At 64.9% G+C, this 26,042-nt stretch carries 27 protein-coding genes; 15 read left to right on the top strand and 12 right to left on the bottom strand.

What is annotated here, in order from left to right:
• Positions 1-7: 7 nt before the first annotated feature.
• Positions 8-583 (bottom strand): flagellar basal body-associated FliL family protein, encoded by a 576-nt coding sequence (locus JJ918_RS10285; protein ID WP_291886689.1) that lies wholly within the window; start codon positions 581-583, stop codon positions 8-10.
• A 258-nt stretch (positions 584-841) separates the two neighbouring features.
• On the opposite strand from JJ918_RS10285, the gene flgF reads away from it, so the two are divergent.
• The 4 genes from flgF to flgH are packed head-to-tail and all read left to right on the top strand — an operon-like array spanning position 842 to position 4,116.
• Positions 842-1,594, top strand: coding sequence for a flagellar basal-body rod protein FlgF (flgF, locus tag JJ918_RS10280; protein WP_291886687.1), 753 nt, complete (start codon positions 842-844; stop codon positions 1,592-1,594).
• Positions 1,595-1,608: 14 nt separating this feature from the next.
• Positions 1,609-2,394, top strand: a complete 786-nt coding sequence (gene flgG, locus JJ918_RS10275) for a flagellar basal-body rod protein FlgG (protein ID WP_291886684.1) — start codon at positions 1,609-1,611, stop codon at positions 2,392-2,394.
• Between the two features lie 12 nt (positions 2,395-2,406).
• Positions 2,407-3,351 carry a flagellar basal body P-ring formation chaperone FlgA gene (flgA, locus tag JJ918_RS10270; protein ID WP_291886681.1) on the top strand — a complete coding sequence of 315 codons (945 nt, stop codon included), beginning with the start codon at positions 2,407-2,409 and terminating at the stop codon, positions 3,349-3,351.
• 18 nt (positions 3,352-3,369) lie between these two features.
• The gene (gene flgH, locus JJ918_RS10265; RefSeq protein WP_291886678.1) at positions 3,370-4,116 is read left to right on the top strand and encodes a flagellar basal body L-ring protein FlgH; all 747 of its coding nucleotides are present in this window, start codon (positions 3,370-3,372) and stop codon (positions 4,114-4,116) included.
• Positions 4,117-4,686: 570 nt separating this feature from the next.
• On the opposite strand, the gene dksA is transcribed toward flgH, so the two are convergent.
• Both dksA and JJ918_RS10255 read right to left on the bottom strand, forming a co-directional pair.
• Positions 4,687-5,115, bottom strand: coding sequence for an RNA polymerase-binding protein DksA (dksA, locus tag JJ918_RS10260; protein WP_271185896.1), 429 nt, complete (start codon positions 5,113-5,115; stop codon positions 4,687-4,689).
• Positions 5,116-5,291: 176 nt separating this feature from the next.
• A complete protein-coding gene (locus JJ918_RS10255) occupies positions 5,292-5,711 on the bottom strand; it encodes a flagellar assembly protein FliX (RefSeq protein ID WP_291886674.1) in 420 nt (139 codons plus the stop codon).
• Between the two features lie 249 nt (positions 5,712-5,960).
• On the opposite strand from JJ918_RS10255, the gene JJ918_RS10250 reads away from it, so the two are divergent.
• From JJ918_RS10250 to JJ918_RS10235, 4 genes are all read left to right on the top strand, one after another.
• Entirely contained in the window at positions 5,961-7,082 is a 1,122-nt protein-coding gene (locus JJ918_RS10250; protein WP_291886671.1) for a flagellar basal body P-ring protein FlgI, read from the top strand.
• 5 nt (positions 7,083-7,087) lie between these two features.
• Positions 7,088-7,417 (top strand): rod-binding protein, encoded by a 330-nt coding sequence (locus JJ918_RS10245; protein WP_271185893.1) that lies wholly within the window; start codon positions 7,088-7,090, stop codon positions 7,415-7,417.
• A gap of 1 nt (position 7,418) precedes the next feature.
• A complete protein-coding gene (locus JJ918_RS10240; protein ID WP_291886668.1) occupies positions 7,419-7,868 on the top strand; it encodes a flagellar basal-body protein FlbY in 450 nt (149 codons plus the stop codon).
• A gap of 86 nt (positions 7,869-7,954) precedes the next feature.
• Positions 7,955-8,605, top strand: a complete 651-nt coding sequence (locus JJ918_RS10235; protein ID WP_291886666.1) for a class I SAM-dependent methyltransferase — start codon at positions 7,955-7,957, stop codon at positions 8,603-8,605.
• Between the two features lie 16 nt (positions 8,606-8,621).
• On the opposite strand, the gene JJ918_RS10230 is transcribed toward JJ918_RS10235, so the two are convergent.
• Positions 8,622-11,378 carry a hypothetical protein gene (locus JJ918_RS10230; protein ID WP_291886664.1) on the bottom strand — a complete coding sequence of 919 codons (2,757 nt, stop codon included), beginning with the start codon at positions 11,376-11,378 and terminating at the stop codon, positions 8,622-8,624.
• 228 nt (positions 11,379-11,606) lie between these two features.
• On the opposite strand from JJ918_RS10230, the gene pseB reads away from it, so the two are divergent.
• The gene (gene pseB / locus JJ918_RS10225; protein WP_291886662.1) at positions 11,607-12,680 is read left to right on the top strand and encodes a UDP-N-acetylglucosamine 4,6-dehydratase (inverting); all 1,074 of its coding nucleotides are present in this window, start codon (positions 11,607-11,609) and stop codon (positions 12,678-12,680) included.
• 127 nt (positions 12,681-12,807) lie between these two features.
• Here pseB and pseC read toward each other — a convergent pair whose 3' ends face one another.
• The 7 genes from pseC to flbT form a co-directional block, all read right to left on the bottom strand.
• Positions 12,808-14,001 (bottom strand): UDP-4-amino-4,6-dideoxy-N-acetyl-beta-L-altrosamine transaminase, encoded by a 1,194-nt coding sequence (pseC, locus tag JJ918_RS10220; protein ID WP_291886660.1) that lies wholly within the window; start codon positions 13,999-14,001, stop codon positions 12,808-12,810.
• A gap of 108 nt (positions 14,002-14,109) precedes the next feature.
• Positions 14,110-14,943: a flagellin gene (locus JJ918_RS10215; RefSeq protein WP_291886658.1), complete on the bottom strand. Its 834-nt coding sequence runs from the start codon at positions 14,941-14,943 to the stop codon at positions 14,110-14,112.
• 217 nt (positions 14,944-15,160) lie between these two features.
• Positions 15,161-15,490, bottom strand: a complete 330-nt coding sequence (locus tag JJ918_RS10210; protein WP_291886656.1) for a flagellar protein FlaG — start codon at positions 15,488-15,490, stop codon at positions 15,161-15,163.
• A gap of 137 nt (positions 15,491-15,627) precedes the next feature.
• A complete protein-coding gene (locus JJ918_RS10205; RefSeq protein WP_291886654.1) occupies positions 15,628-16,452 on the bottom strand; it encodes a flagellin in 825 nt (274 codons plus the stop codon).
• Positions 16,453-16,801: 349 nt separating this feature from the next.
• Entirely contained in the window at positions 16,802-17,629 is an 828-nt protein-coding gene (locus tag JJ918_RS10200; RefSeq protein WP_291886653.1) for a flagellin, read from the bottom strand.
• Between the two features lie 200 nt (positions 17,630-17,829).
• Positions 17,830-18,213, bottom strand: a complete 384-nt coding sequence (gene flaF, locus JJ918_RS10195) for a flagellar biosynthesis regulator FlaF (protein ID WP_291886649.1) — start codon at positions 18,211-18,213, stop codon at positions 17,830-17,832.
• The gene (gene flbT / locus JJ918_RS10190; protein ID WP_271185882.1) at positions 18,213-18,599 is read right to left on the bottom strand and encodes a flagellar biosynthesis repressor FlbT; all 387 of its coding nucleotides are present in this window, start codon (positions 18,597-18,599) and stop codon (positions 18,213-18,215) included. Before flbT ends, flaF begins: the two co-directional genes overlap by 1 nt.
• A 172-nt stretch (positions 18,600-18,771) precedes the next feature.
• Between flbT and JJ918_RS10185 the strand changes: the two genes are divergently transcribed.
• The 6 genes from JJ918_RS10185 (at position 18,772) to JJ918_RS10160 (ending at position 25,267) form a co-directional block, all read left to right on the top strand.
• Positions 18,772-20,565, top strand: a complete 1,794-nt coding sequence (locus JJ918_RS10185; RefSeq protein WP_291886645.1) for a tetratricopeptide repeat protein — start codon at positions 18,772-18,774, stop codon at positions 20,563-20,565.
• Entirely contained in the window at positions 20,565-21,536 is a 972-nt protein-coding gene (locus JJ918_RS10180) for a glycosyltransferase (protein ID WP_291886643.1), read from the top strand. The genes JJ918_RS10185 and JJ918_RS10180 overlap by 1 nt, the downstream gene beginning before the upstream one ends.
• Positions 21,537-21,619: 83 nt before the next feature.
• Positions 21,620-22,579 carry a sulfotransferase gene (locus JJ918_RS10175; protein ID WP_291886641.1) on the top strand — a complete coding sequence of 320 codons (960 nt, stop codon included), beginning with the start codon at positions 21,620-21,622 and terminating at the stop codon, positions 22,577-22,579.
• A complete protein-coding gene (locus JJ918_RS10170) occupies positions 22,576-23,625 on the top strand; it encodes a hypothetical protein (RefSeq protein WP_291886639.1) in 1,050 nt (349 codons plus the stop codon). The genes JJ918_RS10175 and JJ918_RS10170 overlap by 4 nt, the downstream gene beginning before the upstream one ends.
• Entirely contained in the window at positions 23,622-24,350 is a 729-nt protein-coding gene (locus tag JJ918_RS10165) for a hypothetical protein (RefSeq protein ID WP_291886637.1), read from the top strand. The genes JJ918_RS10170 and JJ918_RS10165 overlap by 4 nt, the downstream gene beginning before the upstream one ends.
• Complete coding sequence (locus JJ918_RS10160) at positions 24,350-25,267, top strand: N-acetylneuraminate synthase family protein (protein WP_291886635.1); 918 nt, start codon at positions 24,350-24,352, stop codon at positions 25,265-25,267. Before JJ918_RS10165 ends, JJ918_RS10160 begins: the two co-directional genes overlap by 1 nt.
• Positions 25,268-25,289: 22 nt before the next feature.
• On the opposite strand, the gene JJ918_RS10155 is transcribed toward JJ918_RS10160, so the two are convergent.
• Positions 25,290-25,598 carry a GIY-YIG nuclease family protein gene (locus JJ918_RS10155; protein WP_291886633.1) on the bottom strand — a complete coding sequence of 103 codons (309 nt, stop codon included), beginning with the start codon at positions 25,596-25,598 and terminating at the stop codon, positions 25,290-25,292.
• Positions 25,599-26,042 lie beyond the last annotated feature (444 nt).

Genomic DNA, 26,042 nt, shown 5'->3' with positions numbered 1-26,042 from the left:
TTAAGCGTTAGTCGACAATCAGGAATTCCTGGATGAGCACGGCATCCACCTGGGCCGGCTCGATCGCCAGATTCACCCGGCGCAGCAATTCCAGCCGCACGCGGTGCATACCCGCCGACCCGTAGAGATCGTCCTCGCGCAGCTCGCGCAGGAACATGATGAATTGGTCCATGATCGGATCCACATGGGACTGGAGAATGCTCTCCATCTCCGGATTCGTGGACTCGAAGGACAATTTAAGCTGCACCAGAACCGGGCGGCCATCCGAAGACCGGATGTTGGTGGTGATCGTCTCCACCTCGCCATCGCCCTCGCGCAGGTCGAAATAATGCGGTTCGGCATGTTGTTCGGCCGCGGCATGCGTATCGCCGCCATGCCCGTCACCCCCCGATTCGCCATGCGACGAATCGGCATGCTCGGCCGCATCGTCGCCGCCACCGGAGAACAGAAGGAAGCCGCCGACACCCGCGAGCAGCAGGATCAGCACAGGCAAGCCAATGAAAAGAATGAGCTTTATCGGGCTCTTCTTGGCCTTTTCTTCGCCTTCGGCGCCGTCTTCGGTTTCTGTTTCTTCGTCGGCCATTGCGGGCTCCAAACGGGGGAATCGTCCTGGGCCTATTAACGGTCACTGCGGTTAACGTTTCGTAGTGCTCCCCCCGCCCCGGCAACTTCTTCCCACCCGCCCGGACAGGATTGCCGGACCCGGCAGGCCTGTCCCCCAAGGCGATCGGGCCAAGTGGCTGATAACCAACAAAATTAACCTTGGCACGCTGCGTGCAACTTGTCGGGCAATCGCTGCGATACGACGGCGACACCAGGTATCCAGAAAGGAAACCGCCCGATGGACAACGCAATCATGATCGGCCTGACGCGCCAGATGACCCTTCGCCGGGACATGGACGTCATCGCCAACAACATCGCGAACGCGAACACGGCCGGCTTCAAGGTCGAGTCGCTGCTTCTCGAGAACCAGCCCGCCCGCACCGCCGAACACGCCGACGGACCGTCAGAGCTTCAGTACGTGACGAACTGGGGCATGGGCCGCGACTTCAGCCAGGGTGCGCTCGACTTCACCGGCCGCCAGTTCGACGTCGCCATCGAGGGCGAAGGCTTCTTCGCCGTCGACTTCAACGGCACCGAACAATATACGCGTGACGGTCGCTTCCGCACCGATGCCGACGGCCAGCTGGTCGCTGCCGACGGTGCCCCGGTGCTCGACGCCGACACCCGCGCCCCGATCCTGCTCGACCCCAACGCGACCGAGACCATTGTGGTCGACGGCGGCGTGATCATGCAGGACGGCCAGGCCGTCGGCCGCATCGGCGTGTTCGAAGTGCCCAACCGCTCGCTGATGACCAAGGAAGGCAATGGCCGCTACACGGTCGCCAATGCCGACGATCCGGAAAACCAGCCCCAGCCGGCCTTCGATCCGGTCGTGCGCCAGGGCTATGTCGAGCGCTCCAATGTCGAGTCGATCACCGAACTGACCGACATGATGAGCATCATGCGGACCTACCAGTCCGTGTCCAAATTCCTGAACGACGCCGAAGACCTGAACAAGCGCGCCATCGAGCGCCTCGGCCGCGTCTCTTAAGGAGGAGTTGAACCATGCGCTCCCTCACCACCGCCGCCACCGGCATGCAGGCCCAGCAGCTGAATGTCGAAGTGATCTCGAACAACCTGGCCAACATGAACACGACGGCCTTCCAGCGCCAGCGTGCCCAGTTCCAGGACCTGCTCTACCAGAACGTCCAGGCCATGGGGATGAACTCCTCCGACGCCGGCACCATCGTGCCGACGGGCGTCCAGGTCGGTCTCGGCGTCCAGGCCGACGCCATCTACCGGATCACCGAACAGGGTCCGCTGTCGAACACCGGCAATACCTACGACCTGGCGATCTCGGGCCGCGGCTATTTCCGCGTCCAGCTGCCTGACGGTTCCGATGCCTATACCCGCGCCGGCAATTTCGCCCTGAGCCCGGAAGGCGAGATCGTCACCTCCGACGGCTACACGGTCGCACCGGGCATCGCCATTCCGCAGGGCGCTCGCGAAGTCTCGATCAACGCCCAGGGCCAGGTCCAGGCGCTCATCGACGGCCAGACCGAACCGTCCACCGTGGGCCAGCTGGAACTCGTGACCTTCTTCAACGAGGCCGGCCTCGAAGCCACGGGCGACAATCTCTATCTGGAAAGCGCCGCTTCCGGCACCGCCTCTGTCGGCACGCCGGGCTCGCCGGGCTACGGCATCATCCGCCAGGGTTTCGTGGAAGGCTCCAACGTCAACTCGGTCGCCGAGATCACGGCCCTGATCCAGGCGCAGCGCGCCTACGAGATGAATGCCCGCGTCATCACGGCATCCGACGAGATGCTCGCTGCTTCCTCGAACCTGCGCTAACGGAGCGAATAGATGACCCGCAAGTCTCTCCTCGCCCTCACCTGCCTGGCCGCCTCGGCGCTGATTGCGCCGCAGGCCCTGGCCAGCGACGCGGTGGTGCTGCGCGAAACACTCCTCGTCGATGGTGCACACATCACGCTCGGCGATCTCTTCACGGTCGACGGCGAAGCCGCCGACATCGTGGTCGCCCGCGCCCCGGAACCGGGCGGGCGCACCTCGCTGACGGTGGAATATGTCCGCCGCATCGCCGCCGAGAATGGTCTGGACTGGGCGAATGCCGCCAGCGTCCGCCGCATCACGGTGGCCCGCGACAGCCAGGTGATCGACGCCGCCACGCTGACCGACCTTCTGGAAGGCGAATTGTTCGCCGAAGAGGGCCGCGTCCACGAAGTGCGTCTGTCGAACACCGCGCTGGCCCTGCATGCTCCGGTCGATGCGACCGGAGGGCTGCAGGTCGCATCGATGAATTTCGACCCGCGCTCGGGCATGCTCGTCGCCGACATCACGCCTTATGACGGCGCCCAGACGGTGCGCATCACCGGCCGCGCCTATGTCACGGTCGACGTGCCGGTCCTGGCCCGCGCCATTCCGGCCGGCGCCGAGATCTCCGACGCCGACATCGAATGGGTCTCGCTGCGCTCGGACCGCCTGCGTCCGGACTCGCTGCTGGATCCGGATGCCATCATCGGCCTGGAAACCCGCCGCGCCCTGCGCCCGGGCGAGCCGCTGCGCGGCTATGACCTGCAGCGCCCGCTGATGATCGAACGCGGCGAACTCGTCACCCTCGTCTTCGAAGCTCCGGGCATCCAGCTCTCCGTGCGCGCCCGCGCCATGGAAAACGCCGCCGACGGCGAGGTGGCCCGCTTCGTCAATCTGCAATCCAGCCGCACGGTGGAGGCCCTCGTCGACGGGCCGGGCCGTGCCCGCGTCGGCGCCTCGCCGGCTGCCAGCTTCTGATATCCAGGGAGAACCCCCATGATCCGCAAAATCGCAATCCTCATCATCGGCGCGGCGACCCTGCAGGCCTGCGCAGCCACCGACCGCCTGTCCTATGTCGGCCAGACGCCGCCCATGACGCCGATCGAGAACCCCGCCGTCCTCGCCGGTGCCGGTCCGCAGCAGATCCCGATGCCGCCGGTCTATGCGACGCCGCGTCAGCACACCTCGCAGACCAACTCGCTGTGGAACGCCAACTCGCCGACCTTCTTCGGCGACCCGCGCGCCGCCCGCGTCGGCGACATCGTCACGGTCAATATCGACATTTCCGACCGCGCCCAGCTGCAGAACTCGACCAACCGGACGCGCTCCTCGGCGGAAGATGCCGACCTGACGCAATTCTTCGGCGCCGACCTGACCGGCTTCTTCAACGACAATATCGACCCGTCCTCGCTCGCCAGCCTGGGTTCGTCCTCCTCCTCGCAGGGCGCCGGCTCGGTCAACCGGACGGAAAGCATCTCCCTGACCGTGGCCGCCCTGGTCACCTCGGTCCTGCCCAATGGCAATCTGGTGATCGCCGGCCGTCAGGAAGTGCGTGTGAACAATGAAGTGCGCGAATTGCTGATCACCGGCATCGCGCGCCCGCAGGACATCGCTTCGGACAATACGATCGCCCACACCCAGATCGCCGAAGCCCGTATTTCCTATGGCGGCCGCGGACATCTCACCGACGTCCAGCGCCCCCGCTACGGCCAGGAGATCTACGACCTCCTGATGCCGTTCTAGGACCAAAGACCCCGCCACCATCGGGTTCCACTGAGGCCGTCGCGTTCACTCGCGGCGGCCTATTTTTTTGCGAGACGATACGCCCTTCTCTCCTCCCGGGGAGATGGCGCCCGCGGAAACCGCTACAGCCACCGTCATCCTGACGAAAGTCAGGACCCAGATCGTAAAGCCAGATTCAGGCAGGGCAGGCTCTATCGGAGCGAGGCCAGAAAGCAGGCCAGGCGCGAGATCGTGACGACTTCGCTCTGTGAACTGGGCCCTGACTTTCGTCAGGGTGACGGTCGGTCAGCGCGGGGCTGGAGCCATGACAGCCCCCAAAACACCACCCGCATTTTTCCCGGCCGGACGCCCGGCGCAGGCCGGGCGGCGTGCCGGGATCTACAGGAAGCTCATCGCCTGAAGTGATCTTCGGTCGATCCCGGATCTGCAGCCTGCCTGCGCAGGCTTGCATCCGGGAAAAATGGAGAGGTTGAAATGAACACTTCCGCTTTCCCCGGGCTGAACAACAAGGCCGGGGAAAGCGATGCAAAAAGGAAAGCAGAGCCCGCAGGCTCTCGTCCGCGCGAAATCCTATTCGTCGCGGTGGACGCGTTCCTTGCGTTCGTGGCGTTCCTGGGCTTCCAGGCTCAGGGTCGCCACGGGGCGGGCGTCGAGGCGGGCCAGGGAGATCGGCTCGCCGGTCTCTTCGCAATAGCCGTAATTGTCTTCCTCGATGCGGCGCAGGGCACTGTCGATCTTGGAGATCAGCTTGCGCTGGCGATCGCGGGCCCGCAGCTCCAGGGACCGGTCGGTCTCGGTCGAGGCGCGGTCGGCCAGATCGGGCAGCGAGCCCATGTCTTCCTGGAGGTTGGAGATGGTCGAACGGCTCTCGCGAAGGATCTCCTCCTTCCAGGCCATAAGCTTGCGCCGGAAATACTCTTTCTGCCGGTCATTCATGAACGGCTCGTCGTCCGACGGGAAATAGTTCTTGGGCAGTTCGATGCGTTCTGATTCACTCATCGCTTTCCACTCACCACAATACGGTTTCCCACGCTCCCCTGAAAGCGGGCCGGAGAATATGCGCCGATCCCCGCAAGTCAACGCGCAGGCGCTGTTGGCGGCACTGCAATTCAGCGGCCGCAGCGGAAAGCATCAGAAATAGTGTGAGTTTTCAGACCTGCGCGAGGCAGTCACGATCAGGAGAACTTGGCCAGTTCCACCGCGGCACGCGTCTCCACCTCGTCCAGCGCGGCTTCCAGCCGGGCATCGTGAGTCTGGTCGCGGCGGGTCTGAAGCAGGTTCATCAAAGCCACCAGCTTGGCACGCGGCAAGCCGCCTTCAAGCAGGGCGAGCTTCAGCTCGTCGAGCACATCGAGCAGATCCATCGCCCGCTCGGTCGCCTTTTTCTTGGCCTGGGTCGCATCTTCCACACCCTGCAGGGCGAGGATCGCATCGACAGACTGGACCGCCGAGGTCGCACCCGCGGCACCGGTCGAGGCCGTGCGGCCCGCCGGGCTGCCCGTATCGACCGAGAATCCCTGGGAGGACGCGCCGGACGTGGTCTTGCGCTTGCCGGCCGAAACGGCGGAGTTCGAGCTGGGTCCCTGGATCTTCATGGCGAGAATCGATGCCTCTCTGCAATGCGTTAATGGATGAACCGGGCCACTTAATAGAGGCTTAACCGACGCGATTTGCCCGGCAATTTATGCCCGGCAATCGGCCGCACAGGTCAGGTTTTCCGCCCCATCCGCAGCCAACCTGGCGCCAAACCCTATATTTTTCAGTGTTTTATTATATTAACCAAGTTTGCCAGACTGGCACGGTCTTCGCAAGGACGTGGGCGAACCCGTTCCGGAGACCGCAAAATGCGCATCTTGACCGCCCTGATCGCCGCCCTCGCCCTGGCCACCCCGGCCCTGGCCAATTCGCGCATCAAGGACATGGTGGACGTCGAAGACGTTCGCGAAAACCCGCTGGTCGGCTACGGCCTGGTCGTCGGCCTCGACGGCTCGGGCGACAGCCTGCGCAACTCGGCCTTCACCAACCAGTCGCTGAACGCGATGCTGGAACACTTCAACGTCAATACCCGCGACGCCAACCTGAACACCAATAATGTTGCCGCCGTGATGGTGACTGCCAGCCTGCCGGCCTTCTCCGGCCAGGGCTCGCGCATCGACGTGACGGTCTCGGCCATCGGCGATGCCGACAGCCTGCAGGGCGGCACGCTGATCGCCACGCCGCTGTTCGACAGCCATGGCCGCGCCTGGGCCGTCGCCCAGGGCTCGCTGACCGTCGGCGGTTTCGAAGCCGGCGGCGATGCGGCGACGATCACCCGCGGCGTGCCGACCTCCGGCCGGATCGCCAATGGCGGTATCGTGGAAAACCCGTTCGACGGCACCGGTATCGACCCGTGGGCCGAGATTGCCAACCGCGACAGCCTGCGCCTGTCCCTGCGCAATCCCGACTTCACCACGGCGCGCCGCATGGCCGACGCCATCAATGCCTATATCGGCCGCGGCGCCGCGCGGGCGGAAAACCCGTCCACGGTCCGCCTGAACCGCATGGCCAGCTATGACGGCGACATGATCGACCTGCTGGCCGAAGTCGAGCAGCTGCGTGTGCAGCCCGACCTGCCGGCCCGTATCGTGATCGACGAGAATACCGGCACCATCGTCATGGGCGAGAATGTGCGCGTCTCCACCGTCGCCATCGCCCAGGGCAATCTGACCATCACCGTCTCGGAGACCCCGGTCGCCAGCCAGCCCTCGCCCTTCGCCGACGCCGGCGAGACGGTGGTGCTGCCGCGCACCAATGTCACCGCCGAGGAAGACACGATGCAGCTGGGCGTGCTGGACCGCGGCAGCGTTTCGCTGAGCGAGCTGGTCGACGGCCTCAACGCGATGGGTGTCAGCCCGCGCGACATGATCACCATTCTCCAGGCGATCAAGGCGGCCGGTGCCCTGCAGGCCGATATCGAGGTCCTGTAGGCACCATGGACAATCTGTTCGAACTCCAGATGGCCAATGCCGCCGCGGCGGGACGCTCCCAGGGCGCCCCGAACACCGCCGCTGCGCGCACCGAGACCGAGGCCCGCGCGGCCGCCGAGGAGTTCGAAGCCTTCTTCCTCTCCCAGATGCTCGAACAGATGTTCTCGGGCGTGGGCGAGGACAATCCGTTTGGCGGCGGTCCGGGCGAAAAGGCCTTCAAGGGACTGCTGCACGAGGAATACGCAAAAGTGATGGCGCAATCGGGCGGGCTGGGCCTGGCCGACCGGCTGACGGCCGAGATCCTGCGCTATCAGGAAGCCGGAGGAGGGAATTGACATGACGGAACTGGCAGCCGCAAACGGGTCGGAACGCACCCAGGCCCTGCTCAAGCTGACCCAGCGCCTGACCGCGCTGATCCAGGAGGAGACGCGCCTGTTCAAGGCCCGCCGTCCCCATGAGGCGATCGAGCTGCAGACCGAAAAGACCGAGCTCGCCAATATCTACCGCGCCGAAGTCGCTCGCGCCCGCCAGGAACCGGGCCGCTTTTCCGGTGCTCCGGAACAGGCCAAGGCCCTGCTGCGCGAAGCAACGAAGGCCTTCCACACGGCGCTCGACGAAAACGGACGCGTGGTCAACGCCATGAAAGTACTGACCGAAGGCGTGGTGAAAGCCATCGCCGACGAGGCCGCCCGCCAGCGTCATGCCGGCTCGGGCTATGGCGCCAATGGCAACCGTCCGTCCGCCCCCACCAGCGGTTTCGCGATGGCGGTCAATCATACCGCCTGATTGCCCGGAACATCCGCCGCAAGCCGGCCCGGCCTTTACTTGCCGGGCCAATCGCGGCAAGCGGTCATACGGTGAAGGAGCCGATCATGACCGAGCCGATTCCGACCCGCGACGCCTATACCGAATGGGCGAAGATCTATGACAGCAACGAGAACCGCACCCGCGATCTCGATGCCCTGGTCCTGCGCACCACTGAACTGCCGCTCGACGGCGCCGATGTGATCGAGATCAGTGCCGGCACCGGCAAGAATACCGAATATCTCGCCTCGCGCGCCGCCTCCGTGCTGGCCCTCGATCTGTCACCCGCCATGCTGGAACGTGCCCGGGCCCGCGGGCTGGGCGATCATGTGCGCTTTGCCGAACACGACATCACCCGTCCCTGGCCCTGCGCCGATGCGGTCGCCGACCTGGTCATCGGCAATCTCGTGCTGGAGCATGTCGACGATCTGGCGCCGGTCTATGCCGAGATCGGCCGCGCCCTGAAGCCCGGCGGCCTGCTCTTCATTTGCGAACTTCATCCGGACCGCCAGATGCGCGGCAGCCGGGCACAGTTCGAGCGCAATGGCGAAGCCGCGCTCGTCGAGGCCTATGTCCATTCCGTGTCGGATTATGTGGCGGGCGCCGAGGCTGCGGGTCTTGTGCTGACGGGTCTCAACGAGGCCATCGAGGCCGGTGCCGAGGTCGACGAGGACACCCCGCCGCGCCTGCTCGCCCTCACCTTCTCGAAACCGCTTTGACCGCGACGGGTCAGAACTAGAGGAAGAGGCCGGCACCGGCCGGCGGGCCGGCGCTCAGGCGCGACAGGCCGGCCTGGTAATTGGCCAGCTGGGCGCTGTAATAGGCCGGAACCGTGCCGCCCTTCTTGCCCGCCTGCGGACCTTCCAGCAGCGCCTTCAGCGCCGGATCCATGGTGATCTCGCGATAGGCGCGCTGCACCTTGGACATGGCATCCTGGATCGCCTCGAAGGCGGATTCCGCGGACTTCTCGTCAGCCAGCGACATCGACACCGGCAATTCCAGCGCGAAGAGCGGCGGACTGTCGGAGGTCTTCTCGTCATCGTCCAGCAGGGAGCCGGTATTGACGATGGCGCCCGGCTGGATGCCCAGCGACTCAAGCAGATCGCGGCCATCGGCGCCGGCAAACAGCTCGATCGTCTTGCCTTCGGCCGCCTTGATCCGCAGCTGGTCGCCATCGGAGGAGCGGCGCACGTCGGCCGTGCCGTTGAGCACGAGGGCCGCGTTGATCTTGAAGGTCAGCGACCGCATCGTATCGTCGCCGTCGATGGTGATCTTCTTGCGGCGACCGCCATCCACGGACACGTAGAAATGATCGCCCTCGCGCGCCGAGCTGCGGTCGGTCACCACGCGGGTGTCGGAATAGGTCAGCGTGCCGGACGGCAGTCCCAGCGCGTCCAGCACCGAGTCGTCGCCCGCACCGATCGCCAGGCCCGTAGCCTGGGACAGGCCGTTGCGGCCGGACATCTGGTGCGACCAGTCGAGCGCGCCGGTCGCCGCATCGAGCTGCGCCGCAAAGGCATCGCGCTCGCCGTTCAGCGTATCGCCATTGATCCCGCCCAGCGTCTTGCCGGCGATATAGACCTTGCCGTTGAAGACCTGGATGCCGGCCGCGCCGTCATCGGAGTCGGAGCCGACAAAGGTCGTGTAATCGACACTGGCGCTGGCGCCGTCGGTCAGCTTGACCACGAAGGCATCGCGCACGCCGCCATTGTGGGCGCCCACCGGGGCGCTTGGCGCGAAAGCGCTGCCGGCCGCGCCGGTGATGTAGACATCGGTGCCGTCGACCGCGATGCCGCCGATCGAGCCGTCGTCCAGATCGCCCAACGACTGTTCCCACAGGGCCGGCGCCGTATTGTCGGACGCATCGAACTTGCGCAAGACGGCCGTGCCGCCTTCATTGCTGGCAACCAGGATATTGCCGTCATCGGCGACCGCGATCGCGGACACCGTCTCGTCGCCGGTATCGCCGATGCGGCGGGTCCACAATGTCTGTCCGTCGGTGCCGATGGCGCGCAGATAACCGTCGCTGACCCCGCCCTGGTGCGGCTGGTTGCCGAAGGCCGAGGCCGCCTTGCCGGCAACATAGATCGTGCCGTCATCGCCGACCGCAACGGCCGTGCCCTTGTCGTCGCCGGTGCCGCCGAAGCGCTGCACCCATTGCTCGACACCGGCCGCATTATACTTGGCCACAAAACTGTCGGAGCCGCCGATATCGGTGGTGTCGCCCAGACCGCCGGTCACCTGGCCGGTCACGACGACATTGCCGTCCGCATCGACAGCGACGCTGGCGCCCTCGGCATCGTCGGCCGCACCGAGCACCCGGCTCCAGACGCGATTGCCGGCGGAATCATACTTGGCCAGGACCAGGTCCTGCTCGCCCTTCAGCGTCTGGCCGTCGGTCGAGGCCGTTGTCTTGCCGACCACGAAAATGCCGCCATCGGCAGCGGCCGCGGTCGCCTGGATCTCGAGCGGATTGTCGACCAGCTTGGTGCGGGTCTCGCCGTCCTCGCCGCCGACAACATCGACCTCGCTCTTGGTCGGGTCGGCCGAGAAGCGGGTGGAATAGCCGATCGACGGGTCGCCGCTGGCCAGGTCCGTCAGCTTGACGATCTGGCCGCCGGCCGTCTCGTTGATGCCGGACACGCCGGCAAAGTAGAGCGCAGGCTGGGCAGCAGGCGCGGAGAAGGAAATCTGTTCCGTCGACACACCGCGCACCAGGAAGCCGTGATCGTTTCCGGGGATGACGCCGATATCGTTCTTCTCGCCGATCTTGGTGCGCTCGAAACGCGTCACCATGCCGGCCGCTTCCAGCTCGGTATTGATGTGGGCGACGATGTTGTCGAGATTGCGCGTCTGGCCGCCCATATCGGCAAGATTGATGGCGACATCCGTGGTGACGCCATTCTTCTTCACCGAGATATTGAACTGCACATCGCCGGTCAGGCTGGGCACTTCGGCGTCGTACTCGCCGGTATGAATGATGCCGGACTTGAACTGCGACAGGCCGCGCGACACGGCGACATCGCTCTCGATCTTGCGCAGCTCCTCGCCCTTCAGCAGGGTCAGCTCTTCCAGACGCATGCCCTGGAAGTATTCGTCGAGCTGGCCGAGACCGTTCTGGAAAGCCTTCTCCAGTATCATCCGGCGCGCGTCATTGGTGGTCTTGTCGCGAGCTTCTTCGGCCAGCGAGACCAGGCGTTTGAGGCCCTGGTGCAGGGAGAACAGGGCCTTGTGATCGTCCGGTGCATCGACATCGGAGAATTCACGGCCCGGATCGAGGAAGAAATCCTGCGTCGCCATCACGCGGCGGCGCATCTCCTCGAGGGTCTGCAGGTTTTCGGATTCGAGTTCCCAGGGTGCAGCCACATCCTCGCCCGCCTGGTTGCGGCCGGCAGCCGACTGGGCAAGCGGCGACGAGCCCACCGTTGCGGTGGTGACCCGCGCTGAATACCAGCTGGTCAGCAGTGACTGGTTGATCCCGACGATTGCCACGATCCGATACCCTTTTATCCTGGTTGCAGAGTGTCGGCGGAGAACGCAAACAAAGTGTTGCCAGACAGCGTAAATAACTTGCTCCGAAACACTTTTTTTGACGCCGGATACCGCAGCTGCGGCCCGCAGGGCGAAAACCTGCTAGGATCGCGGCTCCGGCGGGGCCTAACGCGCCGTTAACCCTGTCGGCGCAGCGTCGGTCATCGAAATCGAATCGCGAGGCCATGCATGTCTGACAGGACTGCGCCCGAGACGCCCCTCGAGAAACTGCTGCCGCAGCGCAGCTTTCTCGAACCGCGCATGCCGCTGGACGGCAAGACCATTCTGATCACCGGCGGGACCGGCTCCTTCGGGCGCCAGATCACCGCGGCGATCTGTGCCGAGTTCAAGCCGAAGAAGCTGATCATCTTCTCACGCGACGAACTGAAACAGTATGAAATGGCTCAGGATTTTTCGCCCAGCGATTATCCCTTCCTGCGCTATTTCATCGGCGATGTGCGCGACGAGTCGCGGCTGGACCAGGCGATGCGCGATGTCGACATCGTCATCCACGCAGCGGCGCTGAAGCACGTCCCGATCGCCGAATACAACCCGTTCGAATGCATCAAGACGAATGTCATGGGCGCGGAAAACGTGGTCCGCGCCGCGATCAAGCGCGGCGTCTCGAATGTCTGCGCCCTGTCGACGGACAAGGCGGCGAACCCGATCAATCTCTATGGCGCCTCGAAACTGGCCGCGGATAAAATATTCACGGCAGCCCAGCACATGGGCGGCGATGGCGGACCGGTCTTCTCGGTCGTGCGCTACGGCAATGTCGTCGGCTCGCGCGGCTCGGTCATTCCCTATTTCCGCAAGCTCGTGAAAGACGGCGCCCGCGAACTGCCGATCACGGATCCGCGCATGACGCGTTTCTGGATCACGCTGGAGCAGGGCGTGAACTTCGTCATGTCCAGCCTGGCGATGGCGCGCGGCGGTGAAGTCTTCGTGCCGAAAATCCCCTCGATGAGTACGGCCGACCTGGCCCGCGCCATGGCGCCGGACGTGCCCCACCGCATCATCGGCATCCGGCCGGGCGAGAAGCTGCACGAGATCATGATCCCCGAGGACGACTCGCGCACCACGGTAGAGCTCGAGGACCGCTACGCCATCCTGCCCGCACACAGCGCCAAGCTGATGGCCCGCTATCTGGCCACCGGCGCGCACCTCGTGCCGGACGGGTTCAGCTATGCCTCGAACACCAATCCGGAACAGCTGGACGGCAAGGCCCTGCGCCGCCTGATCGGACAGGCCGAAGCCGCATAAAGCGTGATCAGGTGAAGTGGAAACCGGTTCACCGGTTCGATCACGCGACCGCTCAAGTCGAGCGTGATCAGGTGAAGTGGGTACCGGTTCACCGGTTCGATCACGCGACCGCTCAAGTGAAGCGTGATCAGGTGAAGTCGGAACCGGTCCGGTTATAGAATCCCAGCACCTGCGCCAGCCGGTCAACGACCCGTTTCGGATCGTCATCCGCCATGCCGACAAACAGCGGCAGCGACAGCGTGCGCTCGTAGTAGCGGCGCGCGCCGGGCAGGTCCTGCCGGCCATAGCGGTCCTGGTAATAGGGCTGCTCATTGACCGGGATGTAGTGGACCTGGGTGCCGATACCGTGCGCCCGCAGCGCCTCCATCACGGCGCTGCGCGAGCGTCCGGCCGCCTCGAAATCGATCCGCACCGGATAGAGATGCAGACACGGATTGCAGTCGCGCGTGCGCGCCAGCGGCCGCACCGTATCCGGCAGGTCCTGCAGCGCCATGTCATAGGCCCGCGCCAGCGCCTGGCGCCGTTCGATGAAGGCCGGCAGGCGTTTCAGCTGGGAATGCGCCAGCGCCGCATGGATGTCGCTCAGCCGGTAATTCCAGCCCAGCGCGTGCATTTCGTGCCACCAGGGCTCGCCTTCCTGCCGGCGGTGCCGCGCCGGATCGCGCTCAATGCCATGGCTGCGCAGAAGACGAAGCCGTGCGGCGACCGCATCGTCATTTGTCGTCACCGCCCCGCCCTCGCCGGCCGCGATCGTCTTGACCGGGTGGAAGGAGAAGGTGGTCGCCGCCGAATAGCGGCCATTGCCCACCGGTTCGCCCTGATAGAAGGAACCCGCCGCATGGCTGGCATCCTCGACCAGAACCGCACCGGCCAGCGTCGCCGCATGAGCCAGCTCGTCCAGCGCGCCGCACTGGCCGGCCAGATGCACCGGCAGCACCGCCCGGGCCGTGCCCTCGGCCCGCCCCAGGGCCGCGTCGAGCGTTTCCGGCGTCATCAGCCCGGTATCCGGATCGACATCGGCGAAGGCCACTTCCGCACCGCAATAGCGCGCGGCATTGGCCGTCGCCATGAAGGTGATGGCCGGCACAACACAGGTATCGCCCTCTTTCACACCCAGCGCGGCCAGCGCCAGATGCAGCGCGGCCGTGCCGTTCGAGCAGGACACCGAATGCCGCGCGCCGACGGCTTCGGCAAAGGCTGCGTCGAAGGCATCGACCGCGGGTCCCGTCGTCAGCCAGTCACCGCGCAGGACCTCGGCAACGGCCTCGATATCGCTTTCGTCGATGGCCTGGCGGCCATAGGGCAGGAAGGATGCGGACATCGGCGGGCCTCCTTGAGACAGCGATCATGAAATGAGTCGCCCAAACGGAAACGGCCTCCGGAAATCCGGAGGCCGCGCCGTGGTGGTGGAGAGTGTTGCCAGACCGGATCAGCCCTGGAAGAGGCTGAGAATGGTCTGCGGCTGGGAGTTGGCGATCGACAGCGCCTGCACACCCAGTTGCTGTTTCACCTGCAGGGCCTGCAAGCGTGCACTTTCCCGGGCGAGATCCGCATCGACCAGATTGCCGACGCCCTCGGTCAGGCTGTCGCGCAGCTTGTCGACGAAGCCGGAGTGGGCTTCCAGCTTCTTCACATCCGAGCCGAGATTGGCGAGCGCCTGGTTGACGTTTTCCAGGCTGGTCTTGATCGCGGTCACCGCGGCCGTGGCCAGGGTCACCGAGGTCAGGCTGGCCGTCGCGGCAAGCGTGATGACCGTGCCGCCGACGCTCAGATCCTGCGACTTCAGCGTGACCGTGCGGGCTGCATCGGCGTCGGCGAGGAATTCGATACCGCCGGTGATCGAGCCGTTGAGGATGTTGGCACCGTCGAACTCGGCGTTCTGGATGATCACCTGGACCTGGTCGAGCAGGGCCTTGAAGTCGGCGTCATAGGCCTGACGGGAGAAGGCGTCGAGCGAGGGGTCCATCGCCGCCGTCGCCTTTTCGCGCATCTCGACCAGCAGGTCCGAGATCGACTCGCCGGCCGCCAGGGCGACATCGCCGATGGTGGAGGCCCGGTCGAGACCGTTCTTGACTGCATCCAGCGCGCCGATATCCGAACGCATGCCCTGGGCCACGGCGTAGATCGCCGAATTGTCCTTGGCACCCGAAATCTTCAGACCCGTATTGATGCGGTTCTGGACGTCCTGCATCTCGTAGGAGGTCTTGTTCAGGTTCTGCAGGGCGATCATGGCCCCGGTGTTGGTGTGGACGCTCATCGTCATGCGACATTCTCCCGCGTATCCAATTCGCCACCTTCAGCGGCGGTTCGAACACACAAGCGCAAATGCCGTGCCGGTTATGGTTAAACCGGCAAAGCGATAAAAATCAGCAGGTTACGGAAAGGCCTGCCGGAGCGCGTCTTTTTGGTTTGCGGAATTTGCCCAGCAAGGTCGGCCGGACCGGTCAGTTTTTGCCGGGTCGCCGACCTGCCGGTCAGGCTCAGGCGAGACGGTCGATCAGACCGGCCTGGCGGGTGCGGAGATATTCGAGAAGGTCGCCATGCTTTTCCGGCGGCCAGCGGCGGACAGTCTCACCGGTGTCCTGGTCGACCATCAGATAGATATAGTCGCCATCGGCTTCGTCCTGGAGGATTTTCAGGCGCGAATTGCTCAGCGCCGATTCCACCATGCGCGCGATCTCTTCAGCGCGTTGTTCCTGGCCGATACCAGCCTCGGCCGGCTTGTCGGCTTGCTCAAGCGGTTCGACCCGCCGCACGCCTTCGCGTGGACGGTCGACGCTGAGATCCCTGTTTTCGGTGTAGCCGGACACCGGAACAGTTCTTGGATTGAACCCCGTTTCTGCCATTGTCCTAATCGTCGACGCGGAGGCGCCGACGCCTCCTAATCCCTCACGTCAACCGCGGACGTGGATGGCGGAGCGAGGCTCCGCCATCCCAAATCCCGCGATTAACGGAAGTAGCCCAGGATCGTGCTGGGCGCCGAGTTGGCGATCGAGAGCGCCTGCACACCCAGCTGCTGCTTGACCTGCAGAGACTGAAGGCGGGCACTTTCTTTTGCCAGGTCCGCGTCGACCAGGTTGCCGATACCCTTTTCCAGGGCGTCAGACAGCTTGCCGACGAAACCCTTGTGAACTTCCAGAGACTTCGACGCCGTGCCGAGCTTGGCCAGCGAAGCGTTCAGGTTGTCCAGCGAGGTTTCGATGGTGGTGACCATCGTCGCCGCATCGCCAGCGGACGAGAAGGACGCCGTGGCAGCAACCGTCACGGTACCGCCGCCGAGCGTCAGGTTCGCGTCGGAGATGGTGATCGTGTTGGAGCCGTCAGCATTGGCCAGGGCCGAGATCGAGGTCACGGTACCGTTGATCAGGTTCGTGCCGTTGAATTCGGCGTTCGACGTGATCGTGGAGATCTGGTCGCGGAGCGCCTTGAAGTCTTCGTTCAGAGCGGTACGCGAGGCCGTGTCGAGCGAGGTGTCGGAAGCGGCCAGGGCCTTTTCCTTCATCTCGACCAGCAGGTCGGAGATGGCTTCACCGGCGGCGAGGGCCACGTCGGTCGTCGACTGCGCGAGGTCCAGCGAGTTGCGGACAGCGCCGTAGCCGGCAACGTCCGAACGCATTTTCTGGGCGATCGCGTAGATACCGCCATTGTCCTTGGCGGAGGAAATCGCCAGACCGGTGTTGATGCGGCTCTGGACTTGCTCCAGGTCACGGTTGGTCTGGTTCAGGTTCTGCAGCGCAACCATGGCGCCGGCATTGGTGTTGATGGTAGCCATTTCTTGGCCCTCTCCATTCTAGTGATGTAACGAGCGTTTTGCTCGCCAGGTCTTCTGACCCATCAACGAAGAGAGCAAAGCCGGGGCCAGTTTTCCCTTGCTATATCTGGTTAATGCGGCCGCCCCTGATTCGGCTGGACCTTTTCACCCGGCAAGGCCTGCCGCGGTAACCATTCACTGGGAAAAATCTGCCGGGCAAACCGGCAAAAATGGCCGGCAATTTTTGCCGATCGGCAAGAATTTATGCTTAAAAATGAGTTAATTCCGGATTTCGGGCACGCGAATGCGCCAGCGCCGGCGATGCAGAAAAAAAGTCGGGACCGCCAGAAGGCGGTCCCGACGGGCGAACTTAGCCGAAGAACGACAGAATGGTCTGCGGGGCCTGATTGGCGATCGAGAGCGCCTGGACACCCAGCTGCTGCTTGACCTGCAGCGACTGGAGCCGGGCGCTTTCCTTCGCCAGGTCCGCATCGACCAGATTGCCAATGCCCTTTTCCAGCGAGTCGGACAGCTTGGACGTGAAGGTCTTGTGGACCTCCAGCGACTTCGACGCCGTACCGAGTTTCGCCAGCGAGGCATTCAGGTTGTCGAGCGAGGTCTCGATGGTGGTCACCATCGTGGACGCGTCGCCAGCCGAAGCGAAGGAGGCCGTGGCCGCCACCGTCACGATACCGCCGCCGAGCGTAAGGTTCGCATCGGAGACCGTGATGGTGTTGGAGCCATCGGCATTGGCCAGAGCCGAGATCGAGGTGACGGACCCGTTGATCAGGTTCGTACCGTTGAACTCGGCATTGCTGGTGATGGTCGTGATCTGGTCCCGCAACGCCTTGAAATCTTCATTCAGGGCTGTGCGCGAGGCCGAGTCGAGCGACGCATCGGCTGCAGCAAGAGCCTTTTCCTTCATTTCGACGAGCAGGTCCGAAATCGCCTCACCGGCAGCCAGGCCCACATCGGTCACGGAAATCGCCAGGTCGAGCGAGTTGCTCACCGCACCATAGCCTGCGACCTGCGAGCGCATGCGTTGGGCGATGGCGTAGATGCCGCCATTGTCCTTCGCGCTCGAGACCTCGAGGCCGGTATTGATACGGTTCTGGACCATTCCCAATTCCGAGTTCGTCTTGTTCAGGTTCTGCAGGGCGATCATCGCCCCAGCGTTGGTGTTGACAGAAAGTGCCATTTTGTCAGTCCTCCATTCTGGAAGTATCCAAACCGAATTTTTCGGCCGTGGACGTTTTGTCCTGCGCACGACTTCGCAAGCAGCGTGCCGCGCAGGCCTGACAAATCACCTCGAAATTTCAGTGGGTTGGAAAAGGAAAGGGCGCCTCCTCACCGGAGACGCCCTTTCCTGCCTGTCGTTTTTTGCCGGGGCGGCAATTCCTACCCGACGGCCTGGCCCTCGGCGCCGGCATTGGCCTGGGGCATCAGCCCCTGCATCACGGTGCGATTGATATCGACCAGGTCGTCGACCGCATCGGGATTGCGCAGCGCCACGCTGGCATGCTTGGACACGAAGATGGAGAGCGAGATGATCGCGGCGCGCAGGCTCTCCGGCAGCTTGTTGTCCTGGCTGGCGCAGTCGATCGCCAGATTGCTCCAGACGCGGCGGTTCCAGTCGAGCGCCTCGGCCCGGCCCTTCACGTCTTCCTTGGGAAGTGTCTTGGACGCCATCAGTGCCCGCGTGACCTGGGCGAACAACCGGTATTCGGTTGCCCGCGGGTCCTCGCTGCGCTGGCTTGCCTGCTGGTAAGCTTGAAGTGACATCAGGCCAGTCTCTCGGCTTCGTAGGTCATCAGTTTGCGGCAGCCCATCAGGGCCTTGTAATGCTCGCCCGCCATGACATCGCGGCTGACCGATACACAGATCGACAGCACGCCCGGATCCGACACGACGCCCATGAACTCGTTCATGCGCAGCACGAACTCGTCGTAAAGGGAGTCATCCTTCCTGTCGGACAGGTACATCATCATGATGGGGAAATAGATGCGGCGGACCGGCGTGGTGACATCGCCTTCCTGGAGGATGTCCTTTTCGCGCAGGACGGCGGCCTTGTTCTTGAGCACAAGATTGGCGCGCCGGTCACCGTTTTCGATGACGGCCCCGTTGAGGACAAACTTCTCGCCGGGTTTGAGCGAGATCTTCAGGGGCATGAGCAAACTCCGTTGCGCAGGACGGCGGTCACAGCCGGACTGGCGGCAGGTTGGCAAGTCGGGGTGAAGAAATCGTTTCCGCCTTGAAAGCCTGCCGCGCCTGTATCGTTAGCAACTTCTTAAAGCGAATCCCGGCCCTCATGCGAGGAAAATAAGGACAGGTTTGTTGATCATGGCCCACGCACCCGCGCTGGATCTGGATGCGGAACTCGCCGCAGACGCCGAAGTCGAGAAGAACGAGGCCCGTGATGCCGTCCCGCTGGACGCCACGTCCCTGCAGCTCGACAAGACGGCCCTGCGCATTCCGGAGAACCGCCGGCGCGACTATCAGAAAGTCGTCGCCCAGGCCAAGCGGGCCCTGAAGCTCTCTGCCGAAAACCAGCATTCCGAAGCCGCGCGCATTGCCTACAAGGCCGTCACGATCGCGCCCGACCTTGCCCTGACCAATCACGTCATGGGGCTGATGCTCTACCGGCTGGGCCGCCTGTCGCGCTCGCTCGACTTCTTCGAGGCCGCCTGGAAGATCGACCCCCAGGATGCGGAAATCTACCAGAAGCTCGGCCTCGTCGCCTGGAAGCTCGACATGCTGCCGGCGGCGGAGAAGTTCTACCGCTTGGAATGCCAGCTCGCGCCGGGCAATCCCAACGCCATCATCAACCTGGCCGGCGTGCTGCGCGACCAGGGCAAGTTCGAGGAAGCCATCGAACTCCTGCGCACCGCGATCTATGCGCACCAGGAGAATTACGAGCTGTGGAACTCGATGGGCACGGTGCTCAACGATGCCGGACGGCCGCTCGAGTCCATCACCTTCTATGAAGAAGCGCTGCGCCTGAATCCGGGCTATGGCCGCTCCCACAACAATATGGCCAATGTCTATGAGCTGCTGGGCGAGCCGGAAAAATCCCTGCCGCACTATGAAATGGCGCTAAAGGATCCGGCCGACGAGATGGAAGAGGCCTCGATGCGCCACTCCCGCTCCATGGTGCTCCTGGCCTGCGGCAAGCTGGAGGAAGGCTGGGCCGCCAATGCCGCCCGCCTCGACCCGAACCGCGCCCAGGCGACACTCTTCACCATCGACGCGCCCATGTGGGACGGCGTCGACCCGGCACAGATCCGCGGCAAGACCCTCGTCCTGGTCGGCGAGCAGGGTCTGGGCGACGAAGTCCTGTTCATGAACACGGTGAAGGACCTGATCGAGGCCATCGGCCCGGACGGCGAGCTGCGCATTGCCTGCGAATACCGCCTGATGCCGATCGTCAAACGCTCCTTCCCGCAGGCCGTTGTCGGCCACCACATGTCGGCCACCGTCGAGGGTCGCGAAGTACGGGCCGTGCCGAAGATCGGCGATGGCGCCGATTTCTGGACGCCGATGGCGACGCCGCTGCGCGCCTTCCGCAACAAGATCGAGGACTTCCCGTCCGAACCCGGCTTCCTCAAGGCCGATCCGGCCGACCAGGCCGCCTTCCGCAAACAGCTCGACAGTTTCGGCGAGGGCCTCAAGGTCGGCATTCTCTGGAAGTCGCTGAAAATGGATCCGCGCCGCTCGCGCTTCTTCTCGGCCTTCGATGCCTGGGAAGGCGTGCTGCGCGTGCCGGGCGTGCAGTTCGTGAACCTGCAATACGGCGACGTCGAGGAAGAACTCGAACTGGCCGGCAAGCGCTTCGGCATCACCATCCACCAGCCGCGCGATATCGATCTGAAGATGGATCTCGACAAGGTGGCCGCCCTGTCCAGCGTCTGTGATCTGGTGATCGCACCGATGAACGCCACCTCGAACCTCGCCGCGGCCTGCGGCGGCAAGGTGTGGTTCGTCCATGCCCGCTCCAGCGCCTGGACCCTGCTCGGCACCGGCCAGCAGCACTGGTATCCCCAGAGCCGCTCCTTCTTCGGCACCGGCTTCCAGGACTGGGAGAACACGATGCGCAAGGTCGAACAAGCTCTTGCGCAAGAGGCAGGAGCCCGCTGATGACCCCGCCCCTCCCCGGCCGCATCGCAATTCGCGCCGATGGCGGCGGGGAGATCGGCCTGGGTCATGTCATGCGCTGCAGCGCGCTGGCCGGCGCCTTCAACAGCCAGGGCCAGCGCCCGCTTTTCATCACCGCCACACCGGAATACCTGCCCGCAGGCCTCGACGCCGTCGCCGATATCCGCTGCCTGGACGGCGATGAGACCGGGGCCAGCCTGACCGGCTATCTCGCCAGTGCCGGCACCGCGCTGCTGGTCGGTGACTGGCAGCAGGTCGATGCCGCCCTTGTCGCTGCCGTGCGGGCCTCCGGCATCCTCACCGTTCTGGTCGGCGGCCGCACCGACGGCGCCACACCCGATCTCCTGATCCGCCAGACCCTGGTCGAAAGCCCGTCGGAGCCGGCCATCCCCGTGCTCGACGGCCCCGAAGTCCTGCTGCTGCATCCCGATTATGCCGGCCTGCCGCCGCGCGGGATTGCGCCGAAGGCGCAGCGCGTCCTGGTCAGCCTGGGCGGTACCGACACACCGCTTCTCGGCATGATCGAACATGTGCTCGACCGCCTGTCGATCGCGCACGGCCTGCAGGTGGAAATCCGCCGTCCCGGCGCCCGGCCCGGCATGCCGCCGCGCCTGCGGCCTGCGCTGGAGAAAGCCGATATCGGCATTCTCGCCGGCGGCACCACGCTGCACGAGGCGGCCGCCACCGGCCTGCCGGTGATCTGCGTACCCATCGCCAGCAATCAGGCAGACCGGGCCGCCCAGATCGAACCGCTGGGCCTGGGCCTCACCATCGCGCCGGGCGAGGCTTTCGACGAACGTCTGTCGGCCGCGCTGGAGGCCCTGATCCCCGATGCGGAGCGCCGCAGCACCATGGCCCGCGCCGGCCAGACGCTCGTCGACGGACGGGGTGCCGAACGCGTGGCGCGCCGGCTGATCGAACGCGTCCTGCCGGCCGGCGCGGCGATGCAGTAATTTCTTAAGACCGGCCGGGCGCTCCTGTGCCCGGTTCCACCCCTGATTCGACCGTCCTGACCCAGTCCATCAAAGAGCCCCGCGTGACCGATCCGAGCGATAATCAGACCGACAAGCCCCGCGAGGTGTGGCCGAACTTCCTGGTGATCGGCGCGCCGAAATCCGGCACGACCTCGCTCTACCATTATCTCAGCCAGCATCCGGAGATCTTCCTGTCCAAAGTCCGCAAGGAAGGGCGTTTCTTCTCCGGCGTCGGCGACGGTTCGGTCTACTGGCCCGGCTTCTATCATTTCGACACCGCGCCGACCGTCGAGGCCTACCAGGCCCTGTTCGCGGACTATGACGGCGCGGCGCGCATCGGCGACGTCTCGCCGGACTACTACGCCTACGCGCCCATCGCGGCACCGCGGGTGATGAGCTATTGCGGCCCCGCCACCAAGATCATCGCCATCCTGCGCAACCCGGTCGACCGGGCGTATTCCCACTATCTCCAGAATGTCCGCCGCGATGCGGAATTTCTCTCCTTCGCGAAGACGCTCGAGGTGGAGCCGCAGCGCGTGGCGCAAAACTGGGGCTTCCAGTGGCTCTATACCGACACCGGCCGCTATGCCGGCCGCCTGCGCCACTATGCCGACCGGTTCGATACGCTGATCCTGCTGCAGGACGAACTCGACCGCGATGGCGAGGCCGTCATGAAACGCATCTTCCGCTTCCTCGAACTCGATCCCGTGCCGGTTGCGATGGAGAAGCGCTATAATACCGGCGGCATCCCCGCCTCGAAAATCCCGATCCTCGACGGCCTCTGTGACGGCCGCGCGGACACGCCCTTCGAAACCCTGCACGCCGAACTCGTCGCGCCGGTCAGCGGCATTTCGGGCGCGACCTCGGCCGATGGCGTCTACCCGCCCATCCAGCAGGACAAGGTCACCGTACCGCCCATGGATCCGGCCATCCGCGCAATGCTGGAAGACCGTTTCGCGCCGGAGATCGCCGCCCTGGAAGACCTGATCGGCCGGGATATCCCGGACTGGCGGGCCTCATGAGGCTCTCCGAACTCTCCACCGGCGTGCTGGTCACCGGGGTCGGCGCACCGCCGGGCCTGGGCACGCTGCGCTCGCTGCGCCAGGCCGATGCGGATCTCAAACTCGTCGCTGCCGACATCAATCCGCTCGCCGGCGGGCTCTACGAGCCCGGCGCCGGGCGCTGTGTGCTGCCGTCGGCCGGCAATCGCGAAGCCTATCTTCATGCCGTTCGCGAATTGTGCGCCCTGCAGAGCCTGGACACGATCATTCCCGGCTCCGAGGCCGAAGCCGCCGCCCTGGCCCCCGTCGCCCGTCAATGGGAAGCCGAAGGCCTGCGCGTGCCCGTGCCGGATCCGGACGTGCTCGAATTCGGCATCGACAAGGGCAAGCTGCTGGCGCGCGCTGCCGAGGCCGGCCTGCCCTGCCCTGTCACCCTGCAGCCGGAAAGCCTGGCCGATCTGGACGCCTGGACCGGCGGTTTTCCCTGTGTGGTGAAGCCGCGTTGCTCGCGCGGCGCCCGCGGCGTCTCCTATCCGCAGGGCATGGACGAGCTGCGCCGCATCTGGGCCGACACGGCTGAGGAACACGGGCCCTGCGTGGTCCAGACATATATCCCCGGCGGCGCCGACACGGTCTACACGATCGGCTCGCTGTGGGATCGCGGCGAACTGATCGTGTCCACCCTGCACCGAAAGCTTCAGACCAACCCGCCCACGGGCGGCGTGGCTGTCGCGGGCGAGACCGTGGCCGACGAAGGCCTGCGCGATGCCGGCCTCGCCGTGCTGCGCGCCAGTGGTCCCTGGCACGGGCTCGCCGCCGTCGAGGTAAAACGCCCGGCGCCGGGCGAGCCGGCCTTCCTGCTGGAGATCAATCCGCGCATGTGGGGGTTCGGCTATCTGATGACCCTGGCCGGGCTGAACGTGCCGGCCCTGCTCGTGCGCATGCTGGCCGGCCGGGAACACCTGACAGGCCATATCCCGTCAACCTTTCCGCCCTACGCTCCCGCGCGTATGGTTCGTACTTGGCAGGACATTGCGCTCCCGCCGCTCCAGGAGGGTGATACGTGACCCGTACCGTCGCCGTCATTCAGGCCCGCACCGGCTCCAACCGGCTGCCGGGCAAGGTCCTCGAACCGATCGAGGACGCCACCTCGCTGCTCGCCTATCAATGCCGCCGCCTGCGCCAAATTCCCGGCATTGACGAGCTGGTGATCGCCACCACGGAAAACCCGGATGACGACGCCCTGGTCGCGCTGGGCGAAGCCGAAGGCCTGCGCGTCTTCCGCGGTTCCGAGCATGATGTGCTGAGCCGTTTCCTCACCGTCGCCGACGCCACGCTGGCCACCACGCTGGTGCGCATCACCTCGGACAGCCCGTTCCGCGATCCGGCGGTGATCGAGGCCTGTGTCGCCGGGCATCGCGCCCATGGTGCCGAGTACACCCGTCCGGCCGACGGGCATCTGCCCAAAGGGCTGCGCGCCGAAGTGGTCGAGACCGCCGTGCTGCGCCAGATCGCAGCCGACCCGGCGACGACCGACCGCGACCGTGAGCACGTCACCCTGCGCATCCGGGAAAACCGCGAGGCCTACCGCATCCACACCGTCACCTTCCCTGACGCGCTTCATCACCCGGAGATCGACCTGTCGGTCGACACGCCCGCCGATCTGGCCAGTGCCCGCGCGGTCCTGGCCGAACTCAATGCCCGCAACTGGCCCGTCGACACGGTGCATATCTGCCGCCTGATGGACGAGAAGCGCGGTCCGAACGCCAGCCTGGAAAGCCTCGCCTCGTAATGCCCCATATCGATATCATCGCGGAAATCGGCTCCAATCACGGCGGCGATCTGGACACGGCGAAACGCTATATCGAGGCCGCGGCCCGCGCCGGTGCCGATGTCGCCAAATTCCAGACCCTCACCCGCGACGGGCTGATCGCCCGTTTCGTGCGCGATCCGCAAAGCGGCGGGATCGTCGCCAATCCCAAACATGCCGCCTTTTCAAATGCCGGCCTGCCGGACGACTGGCATGCCCCGCTGAAGGCGTGCTGCGAGGATAATGGTATCGAATTCATGTCGACGCCCTTCTCGCTGGCCGCCGTCGATCTGATGGAGGGGATCGGGGTCAAGCGCTACAAGGTCGCCTCGGGCGATCTCACCTTTGTCCCGCTGCTGGAAAAGCTCGGCCGCACCGGCAAGCCGGTCATCCTGTCGACCGGCGCCGCCTATCTCGACGAGGTCGAGGACGCCGTCACCACGCTCAAGCATGCCGGCTGTCACGACATTACCGTGCTGCATTGCGCCGCCAGCTATCCGCCCGGCTGGGACGACATGAACCTGTCTGCCATCACCACGCTGAAAACCGCGCTGGGCCGTCCGGTCGGCCTGTCCGATCACTCGCCCGGCCACACCGCCCCCATCGCCGCCGCCGCGCTGGGCGCCACGGTGATCGAGAAACATGTCACCTTCGACCGTTCGCTCGACGGGCCGGATCATCCCTTTGCGATGGAATTCGACGAACTCGCCGCCATGATCGCCGATCTGCGCATCCTGGAAGCCGCCCTCGGCGATGGCGAGAAAAAGCCCGCCCCCAGCGAAATCAACCGCCGCCGCAATCTCCGCCGCGGCCGCTACGGTTCCGACGGCAAGCCAGACGCCCAGGGTGATGTCTGGCTGCGCCCCCAATGGGAACCGGACGAACGGGCGGGGAAGTAGGCGCAGACATCGCCAATTCCCCTCAGTCGATCGGCGCCCACATCTGGATGCTCTCGTAGAGATCCACCCAGTCGGGGTTGGTCGCTTCGATAAGATTGATCTTCCAGGCCCTATGCCAGTTCTTCAGGCGTTTCTCGCGCTCGATGGCGTATCCGAAGTCCTGGTGGAACTCGCACCAGACGAGGCGATGGACCTTGTACTTGCGAACGAAGGCCGAGCCCTTGCCCTGCTTGTGCAGCATGACCCGCATCGCGATATCGCCCGTCACGCCGATATAGAGCGTCCCGTTGCGCTGGCTGGCCATCATGTAGACACACGGATGTCTGGCCATGCCCGCTTGCCTTCAAACTGTCATCCCGTCCTTGTCAGCAAAACGATAGCTGGTGTCGACGCGACACGCTGTGACGACCGTCATGGAGCTCGACATCGGCCAATTGGTCCGGGCTTTCCGCTCAACCGTCATCCCGACGAAGGTCGGGACCCAGTTCATAAAGCGAGCTGGAGCCAGGTCTGGCACGATCCCGCCTTCCGATCTGGGCCCTGACCTTCGTCAGGGTGACGCTCTTTGAGGGCAACGGCCAGCACGATTGCGGCAGGCGGTGCGGCTTCAACATCAGCGCCACCGCCACCCAAAACACCGTCATCCCGATGAAGATCGGGACCCAGTTCACAAAGCGAGCTGGAGCCAGTCTGGCGCTACCCAGCCTTCCGACCTGGGCCCTGACCTTCGTCAGGGTGACGCTCTTTGAGGGCGGGATCCAACACGGTTGCGGCA

Source organism: Maricaulis sp., from assembly GCF_017642925.1.
Taxonomy (GTDB): domain Bacteria; phylum Pseudomonadota; class Alphaproteobacteria; order Caulobacterales; family Maricaulaceae; genus Maricaulis.
Note: the sequence above shows the minus strand (reverse complement) of the source record. Positions and strands in the feature narration are given on the sequence as shown.

Excerpts from the sequence above, each read along its gene's own strand:
- JJ918_RS10285 (WP_291886689.1), bottom strand. The coding sequence starts at position 583 with ATGGCCGACGAAGAAACAGAAACCGAAGACGGCGCCGAAGGCGAAGAA.
- flgF (WP_291886687.1), top strand. The coding sequence starts at position 842 with ATGGACAACGCAATCATGATCGGCCTGACGCGCCAGATGACCCTTCGC.
- flgG (WP_291886684.1), top strand. The coding sequence starts at position 1,609 with ATGCGCTCCCTCACCACCGCCGCCACCGGCATGCAGGCCCAGCAGCTG.
- flgA (WP_291886681.1), top strand. The coding sequence starts at position 2,407 with ATGACCCGCAAGTCTCTCCTCGCCCTCACCTGCCTGGCCGCCTCGGCG.
- flgH (WP_291886678.1), top strand. The coding sequence starts at position 3,370 with ATGATCCGCAAAATCGCAATCCTCATCATCGGCGCGGCGACCCTGCAG.
- dksA (WP_271185896.1), bottom strand. The coding sequence starts at position 5,115 with ATGAGTGAATCAGAACGCATCGAACTGCCCAAGAACTATTTCCCGTCG.
- JJ918_RS10255 (WP_291886674.1), bottom strand. The coding sequence starts at position 5,711 with ATGAAGATCCAGGGACCCAGCTCGAACTCCGCCGTTTCGGCCGGCAAG.
- JJ918_RS10250 (WP_291886671.1), top strand. The coding sequence starts at position 5,961 with ATGCGCATCTTGACCGCCCTGATCGCCGCCCTCGCCCTGGCCACCCCG.
- JJ918_RS10245 (WP_271185893.1), top strand. The coding sequence starts at position 7,088 with ATGGACAATCTGTTCGAACTCCAGATGGCCAATGCCGCCGCGGCGGGA.
- JJ918_RS10240 (WP_291886668.1), top strand. The coding sequence starts at position 7,419 with ATGACGGAACTGGCAGCCGCAAACGGGTCGGAACGCACCCAGGCCCTG.
- JJ918_RS10235 (WP_291886666.1), top strand. The coding sequence starts at position 7,955 with ATGACCGAGCCGATTCCGACCCGCGACGCCTATACCGAATGGGCGAAG.
- pseB (WP_291886662.1), top strand. The coding sequence starts at position 11,607 with ATGTCTGACAGGACTGCGCCCGAGACGCCCCTCGAGAAACTGCTGCCG.
- pseC (WP_291886660.1), bottom strand. The coding sequence starts at position 14,001 with ATGTCCGCATCCTTCCTGCCCTATGGCCGCCAGGCCATCGACGAAAGC.
- JJ918_RS10215 (WP_291886658.1), bottom strand. The coding sequence starts at position 14,943 with ATGACGATGAGCGTCCACACCAACACCGGGGCCATGATCGCCCTGCAG.
- JJ918_RS10205 (WP_291886654.1), bottom strand. The coding sequence starts at position 16,452 with ATGGCTACCATCAACACCAATGCCGGCGCCATGGTTGCGCTGCAGAAC.
- JJ918_RS10200 (WP_291886653.1), bottom strand. The coding sequence starts at position 17,629 with ATGGCACTTTCTGTCAACACCAACGCTGGGGCGATGATCGCCCTGCAG.
- flaF (WP_291886649.1), bottom strand. The coding sequence starts at position 18,213 with ATGTCACTTCAAGCTTACCAGCAGGCAAGCCAGCGCAGCGAGGACCCG.
- flbT (WP_271185882.1), bottom strand. The coding sequence starts at position 18,599 with ATGCCCCTGAAGATCTCGCTCAAACCCGGCGAGAAGTTTGTCCTCAAC.
- JJ918_RS10185 (WP_291886645.1), top strand. The coding sequence starts at position 18,772 with ATGGCCCACGCACCCGCGCTGGATCTGGATGCGGAACTCGCCGCAGAC.
- JJ918_RS10180 (WP_291886643.1), top strand. The coding sequence starts at position 20,565 with ATGACCCCGCCCCTCCCCGGCCGCATCGCAATTCGCGCCGATGGCGGC.
- JJ918_RS10170 (WP_291886639.1), top strand. The coding sequence starts at position 22,576 with ATGAGGCTCTCCGAACTCTCCACCGGCGTGCTGGTCACCGGGGTCGGC.
- JJ918_RS10160 (WP_291886635.1), top strand. The coding sequence starts at position 24,350 with ATGCCCCATATCGATATCATCGCGGAAATCGGCTCCAATCACGGCGGC.
- JJ918_RS10155 (WP_291886633.1), bottom strand. The coding sequence starts at position 25,598 with ATGGCCAGACATCCGTGTGTCTACATGATGGCCAGCCAGCGCAACGGG.